This window comes from Methylobacterium sp. J-070, from assembly GCF_022829385.1.
In the GTDB taxonomy this organism is placed as follows: domain Bacteria; phylum Pseudomonadota; class Alphaproteobacteria; order Rhizobiales; family Beijerinckiaceae; genus Methylobacterium.
In genome coordinates this window covers 44388-62510 of record NZ_JAKSXX010000144.1, presented here as the reverse complement: position 1 = coordinate 62510, position 18123 = coordinate 44388, and the positions used below count along the sequence as shown (strand labels likewise).

The 18123-nt window shown below is 72.2% G+C and carries 17 protein-coding genes and 1 pseudogene; 9 read left to right on the top strand and 9 right to left on the bottom strand.

All coding sequences use genetic code 11. The features are described 5' to 3' along the window. Positions 1-37: 37 nt before the first annotated feature. The 3 genes from MKL01_RS14375 (at position 38) to MKL01_RS14365 (ending at position 1065) form a co-directional block, all read left to right on the top strand. Positions 38-382, top strand: a complete 345-nt coding sequence (locus MKL01_RS14375) for a hypothetical protein (protein ID WP_243905885.1) — start codon at positions 38-40, stop codon at positions 380-382. Between the two features lie 134 nt (positions 383-516). Next, positions 517-774 (top strand): hypothetical protein, encoded by a 258-nt coding sequence (locus MKL01_RS14370; RefSeq protein WP_243905884.1) that lies wholly within the window; start codon positions 517-519, stop codon positions 772-774. A gap of 3 nt (positions 775-777) precedes the next feature. Further along, on the top strand, positions 778-1065 hold the full coding sequence (locus MKL01_RS14365; RefSeq protein ID WP_243905883.1) for a hypothetical protein: 288 nt from the start codon (positions 778-780) through the stop codon (positions 1063-1065). A 278-nt stretch (positions 1066-1343) separates the two neighbouring features. Here the strand turns inward: MKL01_RS14365 and MKL01_RS35980 are convergent, their stop codons facing one another. Continuing rightward, on the bottom strand, positions 1344-2468 hold the full coding sequence (locus MKL01_RS35980; protein WP_243905882.1) for a glycosyltransferase: 1125 nt from the start codon (positions 2466-2468) through the stop codon (positions 1344-1346). A 169-nt stretch (positions 2469-2637) separates the two neighbouring features. Here MKL01_RS35980 and MKL01_RS14355 point away from each other — a divergent pair, with 169 nt between their 5' ends. The 4 genes from MKL01_RS14355 (at position 2638) to MKL01_RS14340 (ending at position 6494) form a co-directional block, all read left to right on the top strand. Beyond that, positions 2638-3468, top strand: a complete 831-nt coding sequence (locus MKL01_RS14355; protein ID WP_243905919.1) for a transporter substrate-binding domain-containing protein — start codon at positions 2638-2640, stop codon at positions 3466-3468. Between the two features lie 80 nt (positions 3469-3548). Then, a complete protein-coding gene (locus MKL01_RS14350; RefSeq protein ID WP_243905881.1) occupies positions 3549-3776 on the top strand; it encodes a hypothetical protein in 228 nt (75 codons plus the stop codon). Positions 3777-4174: 398 nt separating this feature from the next. Next, positions 4175-5875, top strand: coding sequence for a lysine--tRNA ligase (locus MKL01_RS14345; RefSeq protein ID WP_243905880.1), 1701 nt, complete (start codon positions 4175-4177; stop codon positions 5873-5875). 7 nt (positions 5876-5882) lie between these two features. Beyond that, positions 5883-6494: a pyridoxamine 5'-phosphate oxidase family protein gene (locus MKL01_RS14340; protein ID WP_243905879.1), complete on the top strand. Its 612-nt coding sequence runs from the start codon at positions 5883-5885 to the stop codon at positions 6492-6494. A 25-nt stretch (positions 6495-6519) separates the two neighbouring features. On the opposite strand, the gene MKL01_RS14335 is transcribed toward MKL01_RS14340, so the two are convergent. The 5 genes from MKL01_RS14335 to MKL01_RS14315 form a co-directional block, all read right to left on the bottom strand. Beyond that, positions 6520-6843, bottom strand: a complete 324-nt coding sequence (locus tag MKL01_RS14335) for a type II toxin-antitoxin system PemK/MazF family toxin (protein WP_243905878.1) — start codon at positions 6841-6843, stop codon at positions 6520-6522. Further along, entirely contained in the window at positions 6840-7055 is a 216-nt protein-coding gene (locus tag MKL01_RS14330) for an antitoxin MazE family protein (protein WP_243905877.1), read from the bottom strand. The genes MKL01_RS14335 and MKL01_RS14330 overlap by 4 nt, the downstream gene beginning before the upstream one ends. Positions 7056-7163: 108 nt before the next feature. Beyond that, a complete protein-coding gene (locus MKL01_RS14325; RefSeq protein WP_243905876.1) occupies positions 7164-8063 on the bottom strand; it encodes a transglutaminase family protein in 900 nt (299 codons plus the stop codon). Beyond that, positions 8060-10588 (bottom strand): circularly permuted type 2 ATP-grasp protein, encoded by a 2529-nt coding sequence (locus tag MKL01_RS14320; RefSeq protein ID WP_243905918.1) that lies wholly within the window; start codon positions 10586-10588, stop codon positions 8060-8062. Before MKL01_RS14320 ends, MKL01_RS14325 begins: the two co-directional genes overlap by 4 nt. Before the next feature lie 13 nt (positions 10589-10601). Next, positions 10602-13889 (bottom strand): DUF2126 domain-containing protein, encoded by a 3288-nt coding sequence (locus tag MKL01_RS14315; protein ID WP_243905875.1) that lies wholly within the window; start codon positions 13887-13889, stop codon positions 10602-10604. Between the two features lie 320 nt (positions 13890-14209). Here MKL01_RS14315 and MKL01_RS14310 point away from each other — a divergent pair, with 320 nt between their 5' ends. Next, a complete protein-coding gene (locus MKL01_RS14310) occupies positions 14210-15394 on the top strand; it encodes a putative zinc-binding metallopeptidase (RefSeq protein ID WP_243905874.1) in 1185 nt (394 codons plus the stop codon). 10 nt (positions 15395-15404) lie between these two features. On the opposite strand, the gene MKL01_RS14305 is transcribed toward MKL01_RS14310, so the two are convergent. The 3 genes and pseudogenes from MKL01_RS14305 to mntR all read right to left on the bottom strand — a co-directional run bounded on the left by MKL01_RS14305 (position 15405) and on the right by mntR (position 16537). Continuing rightward, positions 15405-15767 (bottom strand): DUF6883 domain-containing protein, encoded by a 363-nt coding sequence (locus tag MKL01_RS14305; RefSeq protein ID WP_243905873.1) that lies wholly within the window; start codon positions 15765-15767, stop codon positions 15405-15407. Further along, positions 15764-15946, bottom strand: a pseudogene (locus MKL01_RS14300) (DUF4926 domain-containing protein); the annotation flags it as partial. The gene MKL01_RS14305 and the pseudogene MKL01_RS14300, both read right to left, overlap by 4 nt. 129 nt (positions 15947-16075) lie before the next feature. Continuing rightward, positions 16076-16537, bottom strand: a complete 462-nt coding sequence (gene mntR / locus MKL01_RS14295) for a manganese-binding transcriptional regulator MntR (RefSeq protein WP_243905871.1) — start codon at positions 16535-16537, stop codon at positions 16076-16078. 156 nt (positions 16538-16693) lie between these two features. On the opposite strand from mntR, the gene MKL01_RS14290 reads away from it, so the two are divergent. Next, positions 16694-18028: an Nramp family divalent metal transporter gene (locus tag MKL01_RS14290; protein WP_243905870.1), complete on the top strand. Its 1335-nt coding sequence runs from the start codon at positions 16694-16696 to the stop codon at positions 18026-18028. Positions 18029-18123 lie beyond the last annotated feature (95 nt).

The following is an 18123-nucleotide window of genomic DNA, read 5'->3' as shown; positions in this document are numbered from 1 at the left end:
CCCCGAGTGCATGGAAGCCTGAATGCCGAGCCGCCGTTTGACGAAAGAGGAAGCCGCGAAGGCCGACGCCCTCCTGACCACGGTCCGGCAGATGATCGCGGATGCGGCCGAGGGTGACCCCGTCCTGCTGTTTGCCCTGCGCCGCCGCCTCTTTACCCGGCTCATGTACTGGGAGCGCGGAACGCCGGCCGAGCGGCGGAAGCTCCAGATCCTGAAGTGGCGCGCGCAAGGCGGCCTCTGCGGCCTCTGCGGCCAAGCCATGGAGCAGAAGGGCGCGGAGTTGGACCGAACCGACCCGGTGCTCGGCTACACGGCCGAGAACACGCGCCTCGTCCACCACGCCTGCCACCGGGAGGACCAGGAGACGAAGGGCTTCAGCTAGGCGGGCGCCGTCGACGCTTGTGCGCGCGTTCACGAGCCATCCTCGACATTCACAGGGCGGACCGCGCACCGGAACATGTCTTGTTCCTGTTTTGTTCTTGATGCAGCATGCGACTCGCAACCGGGGGGTTGGACATGATGCATCAGACCAGGACGATCTACAGCGTGCAGGCGTTCCGCCTGAAGGGCAGCGTGCTGGAGGCGGAGGCGCCCCAGGCCGTCGACGACGCGATACAGGCGCTCCGCCGGGTCACGCGCATCGCGCACGGCAAGGCCGGGGCGGTGGCGGTCCGGGTCGATGTCGATCCGGACACGCAGGACGCCCCGGAGCCGGTGGTGCTGCGCATCGTCGGCCAGGTGCCGGAGGTGTTCCTCGACCAGCTGCCGTTCTAGGGCGTGCCGACGCTCGGGGCGCTGGAGAAGGCCGGCTGGCACGGGCTGCAGAGCTACTGCCGCGCCTGCCGGATCGGGGCGATCCTGATCTGGGCCTACCTGAAGCTCGCGCCCGCGCTGGACTTCGACACGGTGGCCGCCCGGCTGCGCTGCAGCCGCTGCGGCCGCCGGCCCGAACCGGGGGACGTGCGGCCGTACTATCACGATACCGGGCACGCGCAGGGGCGGGGGGTGCCGCCGGGGGCGCAGGACGTCCCACCCGCGAAGCCACCGCACGGACAGGCGGGGTGACACAGCCCGTTTCGGACCAAGCGGTTAGGGCCGCCGGACGGTCATTTCGGCCATGCCACGCCGATCATCCCGCCTTGCGAAGGGGGAGGGCTCCCGCCCCTGGGACCGACTCCGGCCGGGTGGATCGGGCCCGGGATCCGCGCCATCGGAACCTGCGGGTGGGCTCCGCCTCGGGTCGTGAAGCCATGCGGGGCGTAAAACGCTGATTCAAGCCCACTTTTGCCCGCTTGATCCCGCCTAGTCCCGCGCCGCCGCGCCGTGCCATTTGAAGTCGCACATCACACGAAGGCGCGGGCGAGCCGCGAATCGTCGGCGTTGTCGATCACCAGCCGCCCCTGGAGGCAGGCGGTGCTCCCGGGAAGGCGTGCGAACAGCGCGGCCGCCAGCCGCAGCTGGCCGGGATTGGGGATATCCTCGGCGTCGTAGACCGTGAGCAGGGCCCCGCGGGCGAGCGGCAGGGCGGCGTTGAGCGCCCGGGGCTTGGTGCGCGGGGCGCCCGGCGGCACCGTGACGACCTCGAACCGGGCCGGCAGGGGGATGCCGGCGAGGACCGAGGCGGTGTCCGCGTCGTCTGCCTCGAGCAGGAGCTTGATGTCGAGCTTGGCGGCCGGGTAGTCGAGGGCCGCCAGCGCCGTGAGCAGATGGGGTACCACCGCCGCCTCGCGGTGGAGCGGGACCAGCACCGTGAAGACCGGCAGGTCCGCGTCGGCGAGCGGCGCCACGGGCGCCTCCTCCGCCGATACGGGCGCCGGGATGGCCAGAGCCGCCAGCCGGAGGGTCGTCATCCCCAGGAACAGGCATTGCCCGGCGAGCGCCATCGCGCGCACGAGCGGCGCCGGGAGGACCGCGCACAGGCAGAGCGCCGCCGCGAGGGCGAGGGCGAGGAGCAGCAGCCACCAGACGGCGGGTTCGCGCGCCGTCGCCCGGTCGGGACTGCGGCGCCGCAACTCGTGCGCCGCGTAATCGGCCACCTGACCGGGGATCGCGGCGAAGACCGCCTCGCGCAGACGGGTCGGGCTGGTGATCGCCGGCATGGTGCTGCGGTGAGCGCCGTCGAGGAGGTCCGTGATCGCCCGGCCGCGGGGCGCCAGCACGCAGGGCGCCACCGATCCGAGGGCCAGCGGCGCGAGGCCGGTGATCAGGCTTCCCGGGAAAGTCAGGCCCAGGCCGAACGCGATCGGCCCGTCGAGGTAGGGGGCGCCCAGCGCCCGGGCCAGGGCCCGGTAGTACGCGCCCTCGGACATCAGGCCGCCGTTCAGCAGGGCGGTCGCCGCGTCCGTCCCGGCGGCGGCGGCCGCCGCGGCGGCCCGGACCAGCAGGCGGCCGTCGACGCCCTGCCCGCGCAGGAAGGCGATCTCCGGCGGCAGGGCGGCCTGCGCCGCAGGCGGGCGCTGGACCGACACGCCGCGCTCCCCTGGTGGCCCCAGGACGTGGTAGGGGAGGCGGGTGAGCCAGTTCCCGTCCCCCCGCTCCGAGTGGAGCACCGCCTCCGCCGCATCGTCAAGAGACGGTGGGACCGTTGTCCCATCCTGGCTCGCGGCGGCCGCGCTCGCCGTCGCCCTGTGCGGCGGCCTGCAGCCGCGCGCCGCCGCGGCCCAGGTCGAGCCCCAGGCCGCGGCAACGGCCGCCGCACCGGCCGTCACGGTCCCGGATTTCTGGAATCCGCGCAGCCGCGGCGAGCGGGTGGAGGCGCCCCAGACCGGCCGGGCGGTCCGATTCCTCACCGACGACGAGTTCCCGCCGCTGCACTTCGCCGGCCCCGACGGCAACCCCACCGGCTTCGTGGTCGAGCTCGCCCGCGCCGTCTGCGAGAAGCTGACGATCACCTGCACCGTGCAGGCGCGCCGCTTCGACACCCTGCTCGACGCCCTCGACAGCAAGCAGGGCGACGTGGTTGCCGCGGCGATTCCCCTGACCGCGAGCCTGCGGGAGAAATTCCTGGCGACCCGGCCGTATTTCCGCTGGCCGGCGCGCTTCGCGGCACGCACCGACAAGGGCCTTCCGGTGCCCTCGGCGGCGGCGCTGGAGGGCCGCAGCGTCGGTGTGCTCGGCAACAGCGCGCATGCCGCCTACCTCAAGGCGTTCTTCCCGAAAGCCGTCCCGAAGGACTTCACCGACCTCATGGCGGCCGAGGGGGCGCTCAAGCGCGGCGAGATCGACTACCTCTTCGCCGACGGCCTGAACCTCGCCCTCTATGTCGGCGGCCAGGACGCCGAGACGTGCTGCGCGCTCATCGGCGGCGACTATCTGGAGAACCGCTATTTCGGGGAGGGAATCGGCCTGGTCACCCGCCAGGAGGATGCCGCCCTCTCCCGGGCGCTCGACGACGCGCTGCAGCGGGTCTGGGACGACGGGAAGTATACCGAATTGTACCTGCGGTTCTTCCCGGTGAGCCCGTTCTGACCGGGCTCGACAGGGGCTTTCACCGGGGATGGGATCGGGGATCCTGCGTCGAAGCCCCGCCGCCCCGACAGGATCGAACCATGACGGCAGTTCTCGATTTGGCCGTGGCCAGGGCGCGGGACCTCGCCCCGGACAGGCAGGACGAGATCGCTCGCCTCATGCTGGCCGTTCTGAGCGACGATGCGCCCGTCTACCACTTCACCCCCGAGGAGGAGGCGGAACTCGACGAATCCGAGGCCGCGGCAGCGCGCGGCGAATTCGCCACCGATGAGGAGGTGCGCGCCATCTGGACCAAGCATGGCCTGTGAGGCTGCGCCTGACCCGACCCGCCGCAGCCCAGCTCGACGGTACGCTCGCCTATATCGGTCGTCGAAACCCGCAGGGTGCGCGCAACGTGCTGCGAAGCCTTGAGGCCGCCATGGACCTCCTGCGACGCTATCCCTTCGCGGGCGCCTTGACCGCTCGACCCGAGGTCCGGCGCTTATGGTTCTCCCATACCCCTACGCGATCACCTATCGCGTCGCCGCGGACGAGATCGTCATCTTGGGTGTCCGGCATGCCGCGCGGAAGCCGCGTCCCTGAACGCTCGGGATGCTTCGGCCACTACCAAGACCCGCCGGGCGACCCGAATGCACCGTCGGGCGTTCCGCTCCGTTGCGAACCGCTCTAGGGTGCGCCCTCCCAAATTGCGCTTACCCCCGAAGACATGCCCGCCGCACCAGCCCTGATTCTCGACCCCGACCTGATCGAGGCCGCCGCCACCGCCGCCGCCTGGCCCTTCGAGGAGGCGCGCAAGCTCGTGGCGCGGCTGGAGAAGACCGGCAAGACCGAGATCCTGTTCGAGACCGGCTACGGGCCCTCGGGCCTGCCGCATATCGGCACGTTCGGGGAGGTCGCCCGCACCTCCATGGTGCGCCACGCCTTCCGGGTGCTCACCCGGGACGCCGTGCCGACCCGGCTGATCGCCTTCTCGGACGACATGGACGGGCTGCGCAAGGTGCCCGACAACGTCCCGAACCGCGAGATGCTCACCGCCCATCTCAACCAGCCCTTGACCCAGGTGCCGGACCCGTTCGGCACCCATGACAGCTTCGGGGCGCACAACAACGCCGAGCTGCGCCGCTTCCTCGACGCCTTCGGGTTCGCCTACGAGTTCCGCTCGGCGACCGCGTGCTACCGCGCGGGAATGTTCGACGCGACGCTGCTGCGCGTGCTGGAGCGCTACGACGCCGTGATGGAGATCATGCTGCCGTCGCTGCGCGCCGAGCGCTCGGCGAGCTACTCGCCGTTCCTGCCGCTCCATCCGGTCACCGGCCACGTGATGCAGGTGCCGATCGACGAGGTGAGGGCCGGCAGCGGCACCATCGTGTGGCGCGATCCCGAAACGGGCGAGCGCTACGAGACCCCGGTGACCGGCGGCCATGCCAAGCTGCAGTGGAAGCCCGACTGGGCGATGCGCTGGGTGGCGCTGGGCGTCGACTATGAGATGGCCGGCAAGGACCTGATCGATTCGGTCAAGCTCTCGGCCAAGATCGCCCGGGCCCTCGGCGGCGAGCCGCCGGAGGGATTCAACTACGAGCTGTTCCTCGATGAGAAGGGCCAGAAGATCTCGAAGTCGAAGGGCAACGGCCTGACCATCGATGCCTGGCTCAAGTACGGCACGCCAGATTCGCTCGCCCTGTTCATGTACAACAAGCCGCGCGAGGCCAAGCGCCTGTTCTTCGACGTGATCCCCCGGCACGTGGACGAGTATATCGGCTTCCTCGACCGCTACGCCGGCCAGGACGCCAAGCTGCGCCTCGGCAACCCGGTCTGGCACCTGCATGCCGGCGATCCGCCGGAGCCCGAGCGGGTCGAGGGCGCGAGCCTCACCTTCGCAATGCTGCTCAACCTCGCCGCGGTGGCCAACACCGAGGATCCGGCGGTGCTGTGGGGCTTCATCCGCCGCTACGCGCCGCAGACCGGGCCGGAGACCCATCCGGGCCTCGACCGGCTGGTCGAGCACGCGCTGAAGTATTTTTCGGATTTCGTGCGCCCGGCCAAGACCTACCGGGCGCCCACGCCCGAGGAGCGGGCGGCCCTCGAGGACCTTTCGGAGACGCTGGCGGGGCATGAAGGCTCCACCGATCCGGAGGCCCTGCAGGCGGCGGTCTATGAGGTCGGGCGGCGCCACTTCCCCGATACGTCCGGCAAGGCCAAGAGCCCGGACGGGCGGCCCGGCGTGTCGCAGGCTTGGTTCACCAGCCTGTACAACGTGCTGTTCGGCGAGGCGCGGGGGCCGCGTTTCGGCTCGTTCGTAGCCCTCTACGGGGTCGCGGAGACCCGCAGCCTGATCGCGGCGGCCCTGTCGGGCGCCCTGGTGGCCGAGCACGAAGCCTTCTCGGCCGGCAAGGACGGGGACGCGTGAGGGCGCCATGATCGTCGACAGCCTCGCCGCGCTGGAGGCGATCTACCACGCGCCCCTGGCGCCCGCCTCCACGGTCAAGGTGGCGGATTCGGTCACGCCGGACTACGCGGCGCTGATCGAAGCCGCCCCCTTCGCGGTCCTGGCGACCAGCGGCCCCGAAGGGCTCGATTGCAGCCCCCGCGGGGATCAGCCGGGCTTCGTGCGGGTCGCCGACCCGCGCACGCTGATCCTGCCCGACCGGCGCGGCAACAACCGGATCGATTCCCTGCGCAACGTCGTGCGCGACCCGCGGGTGGCGCTGCTGTTCCTGATCCCCGGCTCGGGCACGACGCTGCGGGTGAACGGACAGGCGGTGATCTCGGCCGATCCGGATCTGCTGGACTCGTTCCGGGTCGACGGCCACGCGCCGCGCACCGCCCTCGTGATCACCGTCGCGGCGATCTACTTCCAGTGCGCCCGGGCGATCATCCGGGCCCGGCTGTGGGATCCGGAATCCCGCGTCGATCCGGCGACCCTGCCGACCCCCGGGGCGATCCTGGCGGCGCTCACCGCCGGCGCGGTCGGCGGCGAGCGCTACGACGCGGAGTGGCCGGAGCGGGCGGCCAAGACGATGTGGTGAGGGCCGGGTCCGGCAGCCGCCGACGCTACGCGACGCCGAGGAACAGCGCGAGTAACCGTGTCACGGCCGCCAGGGTCGCGTCATCGAGCCGCCCGATCGGTGGCCCGACGTTCGCCCGCCTCACCGTCATGACCTTGTCGATCTGGACCTGAGACGGCCTTTTCAAGCCGTTTCGCGGTGTCGGCTGCACGGGCAGCCGGATCAGCGGTGCATCCACTTGCGTCGATGAGAGCGGCAGGACCGTCACCGAGTCGGTCTGCACGAAGGTGTCAGCCTGGATCACGAGTGCCCGACGCGGCTTTCCGAAATCGCCCGCCATGGCGACGGTGACGAGATCGCCGCGCCTCACGGCTCGGCTGGATCGTCGAGATCGGCGTCGAGGAAGGCGTTTAGCTCATCATCGGCCGCATCGGCCTCCGCCACCAGCAAAGACCGGCGCCGGCATTCCTCGGCGAAACCTGGCTGACTCGAATCCGGAACCCAGATCTGCACCGGACGAAGCCCGGCCGCGCGCAACGCCTTTCGACGCTTCCGAACCCTCTCGACGACCGGCGTGCCCATCTGAGTCCCGCATCCGGTTACATGTCACATGTAAGAAGGCGGGTCGAAATCCGTCAAAGCGACTCGAGCAGGGACCCGGTCATTCCCGTCTTGGCGGCCGGACGCGGCTCACCCCACCAGGGCGAGATCCTGCGTCTCGGTATCCGGAATGACATCCACCTCGACCTTGAGGCGCTGCTTGCCCGAGCCGCTGACGATGCCGTCGACCGGCGCCACGTCGCCGTAGTCGCGGCCGCGGGCCACCACGATGTGGTCGTCCCGCACCGCCACGCCGTTGGTCGGGTCGAGGCCGAGCCAGCCCTCGCCGCACCAGACCGCCACCCAGGCGTGGCTCGCATCCGCCCCGCGCAGGCGCGGCCGGCCCGGCGGCGGCACGGTGCGCAGGTAGCCGCTGACATAGGCGGCCGGCAGGCCCATGCCGCGCAGGGCCGCGATCATCACGTGGGCGAAGTCCTGGCAGACCCCGGCCCGGAGCGCGAAGGACTCGGCGAGCGGCGTGTAGACATGGGTGGCCTTGGCGTCGAAGCGGAAATCCTGGCCGATGCGCAGCATCAGGTCGTGGGCCGCCCCGTAGGCGCTCCGGCCGGCGGAGAAGCTCGGGCGCGCGTAGTCGGTGACCTCGGGCAGCAGCGGAACCCGGCCGCTCGGATACAGGAAATGCACCGGCGCGCGGCCGTGGAGCTCGCGCCCGGCCACCACGGCATCGCGGACCCGCTCCCAGGCCGTCCCGGTCTCCAGCGGCGGCGGGGCCGGGCGCTCGACCCGCACGGTGGAGAGCGCCTCGACGCTGAAGGTGGTGTGGGGGAGGTCGAGGGTGATCGCCACCGCGTCGATCCCGAAATAGTCGCGCCGCATCACCGCGGTGGCGGGGCTCGGGTCGACGGTGACGGCGCTCGCCAGCACGCTCTGACCCTCGCCATCCTGCGGCTTGAGCCGCAGGGCGCAGCGGGCGAAGCGGACCGGCTTGCCGTAGCGGTAGGTGGTGCGGTGGCGCAGCGTGTAGATCACGCGAGCCCCGTCAGCTTTTCCGGGCGCAGCGCGTGCGGCCCCGTCGGGAAGTAGCGGGCCGCGATGCCGTCGGCGAGACGCTCCAGATCCGTCTCCAGGGCGGTGAGGCGCACGGCGTCGAAGTCGGCGGCCTCGCCGCTGCGCAGCTCCGCCAGGATCCGGGCGGCGAGGCGGCAATGGGGCTCGGGGATGCCGTCGGCCGCCAGCGCCGGCAGGTCGGCGAGGTGGCGGGCGATCGCCTCCGCCTGGAAGGCGATCGAGCGCGGGTTGTAGGGATCGAGCAGGACCATGTCGCGCACGGGGTCGAGGGCGGCCCCCTGCAGGTAGCGCCGCCCGTAGCTGATCTGCGAGTCGCACAGCGACAGCATCACCCCGAGGCAGCCCGGGGTCGCCTCGTCGTTGGCCAGGGCCAGCGCGAAGGTGCAGGTGTTGATCGCCCGCTCGATCCGCCGGCCGAGCTCGACGAAGTGCCAGCCCTCCGCCCGGCTCATGTTCTCGTGCGTCAGGCCGGAGAGGGCCGCGAGGTGGCTCAGCGCCCGCTCGGCGCGGCCCGCGAGCTGCGACTCGGTCAGCGCCCGATCGGGGTCGAGCGCCAGGAACTCGTTCAGGTCGGCGAGCACCCGCCAGGCCTCGCCGGAGAGGCGGGCGCGCAGCGCGGCGGCGTTGCGCCGGGCCGCATCGATGTGGGCCCGGGCCGAGCCCGGCCGCTCGCTCCCGGCGAGCGCCTCCTGGGCGAGGCGAGCGGTGGGCATGCCGGCGGCACCGGTGGCGCCCCACTCGTGCAGGAGGGTGCGGAGCGCCAGGGCCGCCGGCGTGTCGAGGGCGCCCGAGATGTCGGCCCCGACCGCGTCGCCGACGCTGCGCAGATGGGCCAGCACCAGCCGGATCACCGCCTCGGCGCGCTCCAGGTAGCGGCCGAGCCAGAACAGGCCGTCGGCCGCCCGGGAGGGCAGGTGGCCGCCGACCCGCCGCACCCGCGGGGCCGCGTGCGAGCCGATCACCGGGGCGGCGACGGGCTTCTCCGAGAGCACCCAGACGTCGGCGGAGCGGATGCCGAGCCGCATCTCGATCGGGTCGAGATCCTCCCGCTCCGAGACCCGGCAGAAGCCGCCCGGCATCACCTGCCAGCCGAGCGGCGTCCGGGTGGCGAAGACCCGGACCACGAAGGGGCGGGGCACCAGGGAGAGGCCGGCCTCGCCGCGCTCCCAGCCCGGCATGGTCGAGAGCGGCGCGGCCTCCTGGGCGACGTAGTCGAAGGGCCGGTCGCGCAGGGCCGCCAGGACGCGCGCGCGCTCGGCCGCCAGCACCGGACCCGCCAGGATCGCGTCGCGCCCGGCCCCGCGCTGGGGCGTGGCGGCCGGGCGCAGGATCAGGCTGTCGAGGTTGGCCTGAGCATGGGCGAGCCCCTCGAGGTCGCCGCACCACCACGTCCGCGGATGGCCGAGCCGCAGGGGCTCGCCCAGCAGCCGGCGGCTGAGGCCGTCGAGATAGGGGGCGAGCGCGGCGGATTCGACGAGCCCCGCGCCCGGCATGTTGGCCATCACCACCGAGCCGTTGCGCAAGGCGTCGAGGATGCCGGGCACGCCGAGCCGCGAGGCCGCGTTGAGTTCGAGGGGATCGAGGAAGTCGGCGTCGATCCGCCGCCACAGGGCGTCGGCGCGCTTCAGCCCCGAGACGGTGCGCACGTGCAGCCGCCCGTCCCGCATCACCAGGTCGTCGCCCTCCACCAGCATCAGGCCGAGATAGCGGGCGAGGGCCGCCTGCTCGACATAGGTGCTGCTGTAGGGGCCCGAGGTCAGCAGGCAGATCCGCGGGTCCGCGCGCTCGGCCCCCAGCGCCAGCCCGTCGCGGAACGCCTGGAAGAAGGCCGGCAGGCGCTCGACGTGGAGGTCCTGGAAGAAGTCCGGGAAGGTCCGGGCCAGGACCATCCGGTTCTCCAGCGCCCAGCCGAGGCCCGAGGGCGCCTGCGTCCGGTCGGCCAGCACCTGCCAGCGCCCGTCCGGGCCCCGGCAGAGATCGGCGGCGTAGAGCTTCAGGTAATGCCCCCCGGGGGGCACGACGCCGTGGAGCGGGTGCAGGAACTCGGGGGTGCCGGCGATGATCGCGGCGGGCAGCAGCCCCTCCGCGACCATCCGGCCCGGACCGTAGGCGTCGGCGAGGATCGCCTCCATCAGCTCCGCGCGCTGCACGATCCCGGCGCTGAGCGCCTGCCACTCGGCCCCCTCGATCACCAGGGGCAGGCAGCCGAGCGGCCAGGGGTGCTCGCGCTGGTCGCCGGCGATGCGGAAGGAGATGCCGGCGTCCCGGATGTGCCGCTCCGCCGCGACGAAGCGGGCCGTGATCTCCGGCTCGGTGAGGGCGCCGAGACGGTCCAGGAGGCGCGGCCACGCCCCGCGCGGGGCGCCGTCCGGACCGAGGAACTCGTCCGGACGGCCGGGCGCCGGGCGGTAGCCCGCGGTCCAGCGCGCGACGCGCGCCCGCGGGCTCTCCCCCATCTCGGCCCGGGCGGCGAGCGCCCCCTCCATCACGGGCCCCCGGTCATTGCGGCGCCGGGGTGCGCAGGTCGAGGGTGAGCGGGAACTCGGCGCTCGGCTCCGCCCGGGGCATGTCGACCCGTCCGGGCGTGTGGCCGTGCGGCTGGAACCGGGCGAGGCGGCGCCCCTCCGCCTCGTAGGCGTTGACCGGGTGGGTCTCGTAGTTGCGGCCGCCCGGATGGGCGACGTGGTAGCGGCAGCCGCCGAGCGAGCGCCCGCTCCAGGCGTCGAGGATGTCGAAGGTCAGCGGCGCGTGGGCGGGGATCGTCGGGTGCAGGGAGGAGGCCGGCTGCCACGCCTTGAAGCGCAGGCCCGCCACGGCCTCGCCGCCGCGGCCGGTGCCGGTCATGGGCAGCCGGCGGCCGTTGCACGCGATGACGTGCCGCTCGGGCACGAGGCCCTCGACCTTGACTTGCAGCCGCTCGACCGAGCTGTCGACGAAGCGCACGGTGCCCCCGCTGGTCCCTTCCTCGCCCATCACGTGCCAGGGCTCCAGCGCCTGGCGCAGCTCCATCCGGACCCCGCCCTGCTCGACCGTGCCGAAGACCGGGAAGCGGAACAGGGCCTGGGCCTCGAAGGCGACCGGATCGAAACCGTAGCCCGCCGCCCGCAGATCCTCCAGCACCCCGAGGAAGTCGGCCCAGAGGAAATGCGGCAGCATGAAGCGATCGTGGAGGTTCGTGCCCCAGCGGACACAACCCCCGGTCTGCGGCTCGCGCCAGAGCCACGCCACCAGGGCGCGCAGCAGCAATTGCTGCGCGAGGCTCATGCGGGAATCCGGCGGCATCTCGAAGGCCCGGAATTCCAGCAGGCCGAGGCGCCCGGTCGGGCCGTCCGGCGAGTACAGCTTGTCGATGCAGATCTCGGAGCGGTGGGTGTTGCCGGTGACGTCCACCAGGATGTTGCGGAACACCCGGTCGATCAGCCAGCGCGGGATGTTGGGCGCATCGGGCGCCGGGATCTGCGCCAGGGCGATCTCCAGCTCGTAGAGCCCGTCGTGGCGGGCCTCGTCCATGCGCGGGGCCTGGCTGGTCGGGCCGATATAGAGGCCCGAGAACAGGTACGAGAGCGCCGGGTGGCGCTGCCAGTAGAGCACCAGGCTCTTGAGCAGGTCGGGCCGGCGCAGGAACGGGGAATCGTCCGGCGTGACGCCGCCCATGACCACGTGGTTGCCGCCGCCGGTGCCGGTATGGCGCCCGTCGACCATGAACTTCTCGGCGCCGAGCCGGGTCTGCCGCGCCTCGGCGTAGAGGTCGGTGGTGATCGCCACCGCCTCGCGCCAGGACGCGGCCGGGTGGACGTTGACCTCGATCACGCCCGGATCGGGGGTGACCTTGATCACCCCGATGCGGGGATCGTAGGGCGGCTCGTAGCCCTCGATCTGGATCGGCAGCGTCAGCGCGGCGGCCGCCGCCTCGAGATGGCCGGCGAGTTCGAGATACTCGTCGGCGCGCTGGGTCGGCGGCATGAACACCCGCACGACCCCGTCCCGGGGCTCGATCGCCAGCGCGGTGCGCACCGCGACGCCGGTGATGCCGGCCCCGTTGACGACGGCCTTGCCGCCCTTGCCGATCGGGTCGTCGGGGAGCGGCCCGCGGGGTTCCAGGGGGTCCTGCGGCTGGTAGTAGGGATAGTGCTCCGGCGGCACGTAGGGCAGGGACGACAGGGGCAGCCGGAAGCCGAGGGGCGAGTCGCCCGGCACCAGGAAGGCGTGGCCGCGCCGGAACTCCCACGCCTCCGAGATCCAGACCCGGTCGGCATCGCCGTTCCTGCCGGTGGGCAGGCTCGCCAGCGGCAGGACGTAGCCCGCCGCCTCCCCGAGCCCGCGCGCGTAGACCCGCCTGATCCGGGCGTCGAACTCCACCGAGCCGGACCGGGCCTCCGCCGGCGTGACGTTGACCGGGAGTTCGGCGGCCTTCTTCTCCCAGAGCTCGCCGTCCTCGAAGGCCGGGATCACGTAGTCCGACAGGCCGAGGCGGCGGGCCAGGGCGTCGGCGAGCGCCCTGGCATGCGCGATGGTGGCGGTGCCCGCCTCCCCGGCGGCCGCCTCGGGGCCGATCAGGGCCGGGTCCTTCCAGATCGGCTTGCCGTCCTTGCGCCAGTACAGCGCGAAGGCCCAGCGCGGCAGGCTCTCGCCGGGATACCACTTGCCCTGGCCGTAATGCAGCAGCCCGCCCGGGCCGAACCGGTCGCGCAGGCGCCGGATCAGCTGGTCGGCGCGGCTGCGCTTGGTCGGGCCGACCGCGGCGATGTTCCATTCAGGCGATTCGAAATCGTCCACCGACACGAAGGTCGGCTCGCCGCCCATGGTCAGCCGCACGTCCTGGGCCGCCAGGTCGGCGTCGATCCGCTCGCCCAGGGCATCCATGGCGGACCAGACCGCCTCGGAATAGGGCTTGGTGATCCGCGGCGTCTCGGCGACGCGGGTGACGGTCATGGCGTATTCGAACGTGGTCCTGGCCGGCTCGACGGCGCCCGCGATCGGCGCGGCCGAGTGGTAGTGCGGCGTGGCGGCGAGCGGGATGTGGCCCTCGCCGGTGAGCAGCCCCGAGGTCGCGTCGAAGCCGACCCAGCCGGCGCCCGGCAGGTAGACCTCGGCCCAGGCGTGCAGGTCGGTGAAGTCCGCCGACGCGCCGGTGGGCCCGTCGACCGCGGTGGTGTCGGGCACGAGCTGGATCAGGTAGCCGGAGACGAACCGGGCGGCGAGGCCGATCCGGCGCAGCACCTGAACCAGCAGCCAGGCCGAATCCCGGCAGGAGCCGCTCTTGAGCCGCAGGGTCTCGGCGGGGGTCTGGACGCCCGGCTCCATGCGCACGCCGTAGGCGGTCTCGCCGGCGATCAGGGCGTTGAGCGCCACCAGGAACTGGACGGTGTTGGGCTCCTCGGGAAGCCGGGCGAGGAGCGCCTCCATCTCGGGGCCGTCCGCGTCGACGGCGACGCGGTAGGGGGCCAGCTCCTCCGCGAGGTCGGTCGGGTAGGCGAACGGGAACCTCTGCGCGTCCTCGTCGACGAAGAAGTCGAACGGGTTGATCACCGCCATGTCGGCGGTGAGATCGACCTCGATCCTCAATTCGTCGGTCTTCTCCGGGAAGACCAGGCGGGCGAGCCAGTTGCCGCTGGGATCCTGCTGCCAGTTGAGGAAGTGTTCGGCGGGGGTCACCTTCAGCGCGTAGGCCGGCACCTTGGTGCGCGCATGCGGGGCCGGGCGCAGGCGGATCACCTGGGGACCCAGGCTGATCGGCCGGTCGTAGCGGTAGTGGGTGACGTGGTGCAGGGCGGCTTTGATCGACACGATAGCTCCGTCGAAAGGATCGAACGCGGTCTCGTCGCCGGTCCCTGGGCGCCGGCGCCCACCGGGCGGTTATGCGACACAGATCGTGCCGGAAGCAATTTCTGTGCGGCGGGGGCGCGGGCCGGGAATGCGGGCCGGGAATGCGGGCGGCGGCCGCGGGCAGGGCCCCGGGATGATGGCGGGGCCGTCCCGGGCCGGAGCCGGACCCGGAGACCTCGCGGATCCCGACCGGAATCCGGCGCCCCGGGGGCGTGGCAGGAACTTTGCCGGCCGGCCCCGCTTGACCGGCAGTGGGCCGGCCGCCGGCCCGGGACCGCCCGATGAAGATCTTCCAGTGCCAGGCCTGCGACCAGCCGGTCACCTTCGAGGCGACCGTCTGCGAGAGCTGCGCCCGGCGCCTGGGCTATGTCTGCGCGGTCCACGAGGTCTCGGCCCTGGAGCCGCAGGGGCTCTCGGCCCACCCGCTCATGGGCGGGGCCCAGGTCTTCCACGCCTACGCGGATCCCGGCGGGCGCTACCGCCTGTGCAACAACGCCCTCTCGGAGGCCTGCAATTGGCTGGTGCCGGAGGGCAGCCCCGACATCCACTGCACCGCCTGCCGCCACAACCGCGTGGTGCCGGACCTGTCCCGGCCGTGGAACCTCACCCGCTGGCGCCAGATCGAGGCCGCCAAGCACCGGCTGTTCTACTCGCTGCTGCGCCTGGAGCTGCCGCTGGCGACCCGCGCCCAGTACACGGACGGGCTGGCCTTCGACTTCCTGGTCGATCCGTCCGAGAGCTTTTCCGGCGGAACGCCGGTGCTCACGGGCCATATCAACGGCCTGATCACCATGAACATCGCCGAGGCTGACGACGTCGAGCGGGAGCGCCGCCGGATCCTGTTCGGCGAGCATTACCGCACCCTGCTCGGCCATTTCCGGCACGAGATCGGGCATTACTTCTGGTACCTGCTGGTGATGAACGGCCCGACCATGGGGGCGTTCCGGGCGCTGTTCGGGGACGAGAGCCGGAACTACGTCCAGGCCCTGCAGGACCACTACGCGCGCGGCGCGCCGGCCGACTGGGACGAGGCCTACGTCTCGGCCTACGCCACCGCCCACCCGTGGGAGGACTTCGCCGAGACCTTCGCGCATTACCTGCACATCGTCGACACGGTGGAGACCGCCTCGACCTTCGAGCTGCACGTGCGCCCGCGCCTGCGCAACGCCACGCAGGTGCCGACGGTGATCGACTTCGACCCCTACGACACCCAGGACCTCGACCGGCTGATCGAGGCGTGGCTGCCGCTGACCTACGCGATCAACTCCCTGTCCCACAGCATGGGCCAGCCGGCGCTCTACCCGTTCAAGCTGACGCCGACGGTGATCGCCAAGCTCGCCTTCGTGCACGAGCGGATCTACGCCTCCCGCACCGGCACGCTGCCGGATGCCGGCGAGGCCGGGGCCGAGATGCTCCGGGCGGTGATCCTGGGGCTGCGCCAGAAGGTGGCGGCGCCGACGGGGTGAGGCGGCTGCTTCAGGGACGGGCGCGCGGAAGCGGCTTCAGGGTGATGAACCGGGCCGTCCGGGACGGGTCGCCCTCATCGACCTGCCAGACGGTCCTGACCTGAGGGTCGATTCCGATCAGCGCTGCGAGCGGCCCCTCGAAACAGAGCTTGACGGCCTGATAGCCGGGAAGGACGCCCTGGAAATGCGTTCGGCGACAGTGCCCGAGCAATGCGTCCCTGAGGTCGTCCGGGTTGCGCGGCGTGAAGCCGAACGCGGCGAGGAAGCGGCATTTCGCGGCGCCGTCCCGGTGGTCGGGATTGTGAAGGTAAGCCGTGATCTTGGCCGGGGCGATGTGAAAGCGAGAGGGCCAATCCTCTTCGCCGATGTTCACCTGACCGCCCGCTCGACAAGGCACACGGTGTCGGCCTCGACCGTTGCCAGCGTGTCGATGGGGTCCGTGAACTCGACCTCGAATGCCGCACCGTCGGCGTAGACCGCCACGACGGTGCCGGTCGCGCCGGCTGGCACCGTCAGGTCGTCGTCGCCCGTCACCGCCCGCAGGACCCGGACGCGATCGAGTTCGCGGACCCGCCCGTCCGATTCGGCGCCGGCGGGCGGGACGCGCGTTTTTGGAAGCTGGGCTCACATGGCGCACACGATAATGGTCCGTCCCGCGATCGCAACACGGATCGTCGCGGGTCACGCCCCCCCATGCCGTGCCGCGAAGGCGCGGAACGCCTCGAGCGTCTCGGCGCTGACGTGGTGCTCGATCCCCTCCGCGTCCCGCCGGGCGGTCTCGGGGCTCACCCCCAGCGCACGCAGGAAGCGCTCGACGATGCGGTGGCGCTCGCGCGCCTGGGCGGCGAGCCGGCGGCCGGCCTCGGTCAGGAACGCGCCGCGATAGGGCCGTTGCTGGACGAAACCGTCCTCGCACAGCCGCTTGAGCATCTTGGCGACGGTCGGCTGCGCCACGCCGAGACGGGCGGCGATGTCGACCTGCCGGGCCTCGCCGCCGTCGCCGATCAGGTCGTCGATCAGCTCGACGTAATCCTCGACAAGCTCCGAGCGCCTTGCCTCGCGCGCCTGGCGGAAACTCTCCACATGCCGCTCGGGGTCGATCAGCTCGGTCTCGGGCGTGCCCTGCTCGGACGGTTCCTGCATTGGCTCTCCCTCTCGGCACGCGCGCGCCGCCCCGCCCCTGTCTAGCAAGAACCGGCACCGGCAGGGGAGTCCCACAAGGTCGACTCCCGCCCCTTGAATCCCGCCGCCGCAACGCTGAATATAGCCTCCGCTATATCTTTGAGGAGTGGATTGCCCATGGTGGCGCCGAACGCCGCGACGGTCCCGGGACGCGCCGCGCCCGGGGGGATGAGCCGGCGGACGGAGGCGGCCATCCGCGATGTCCTCGACGGGCGGATGGGCGGACGGGGCCGCTTCCTGCTGTTCGCCGGCCCCGCCGTGACGGCGTCGATCGCCTACACGGACCCCGGCAACTTCGCCACCAACATCCAGGCCGGCGCCCGCTACGGCTACGGGCTGCTCTGGGTGGTGCTGCTCGCCAACCTCACCGCGATGCTGTTCCAGGCGCTCTCGGCCAAGCTCGGCATCGTGACCGGCAAGAACCTCGCCGAGCATTGCCGGGACGCGACATCGCGCCCGGTGCGCCTCGCCCTCTGGGGCATCAGCGAGATCGCCGCGATGGCCACCGACCTCGCGGAGTTCCTAGGCGGCGCCATCGGCCTGTCGCTGCTCACCGGCATGCCGCTGATGGCCGGCATGGCGGTCACGGCGGTGATCACCTACGCGATCCTGCTTTTGGAGCACGAGGGTTTCAGGCCGCTCGAGATCGCCATCGGCGCCATGGTCGGCACGATCGGCCTCTGCTACGCGGTCGAGCTCCTGGTGGCGCCGGTGGCCTGGGGCGCGGCGGCCCGGGGCCTCGTCACCCCAAGAATTCCGGACGCGCAGGCGCTGACCATCGCGGTGGGGATCATCGGCGCCACCGTGATGCCGCACGCGCTGTTCCTGCATTCGGGCCTGACCCAGGGGCGGGGCAGCCCCCGCACCGAGGCCGACCGGCGCCTGCTGGTGCGCTACTCGAACCGCGAGGTGGTGGTGGCGCTGCTGCTGGCGGGCCTCGTCAACATCGCGATGGTGATCATGGCGGCGGCGGCGTTCCATCTCGGCCACAGCGAGGTCGCCGAAATCGGCGAGGCCTACCGCACCCTGACGCCGCTGCTCGGCCCCGCGGCCGGGGCGGCCTTCCTGGTGTCGCTGCTCGCCTCCGGGATCTCGTCCTCGGTGGTGGGGACGCTGGCCGGGCAGATGGTGATGCAGGGCTTTACCGGCTGGCGCATCCCGCTCCTGATCCGACGGCTGGTGACGATGCTGCCGGCCTTCGTGGTGGTGGCGATCGGGGTCGACCCGACCCGGGCGCTGGTCCTGTCCCAGGTGGTGCTATCGCTGGCCCTGCCGGTGCCGATGGTGGCGCTGGTGGTGTTCACCCGGCGCCGCAGCGTGATGGGACCCTTCGCCAACGGGCCCCTGACCCAGGCGGCCGCGGTGGCGGGGGCGGCGGTGGTGCTCGGGCTCAACATGGTGCTGCTGGCGGCGGCCTTCGGGGTGCCGGTGCCGGGGCTCGCGGACGGGTAGCCTGCGCGCCGTCGGGACGGCCGGCGCGGGGCTGCCCTGGGTGGTTCCCGGTCGGTCCGCTTCGGAGCACGCCGGGGAGACCGCGAAGGGTTGAC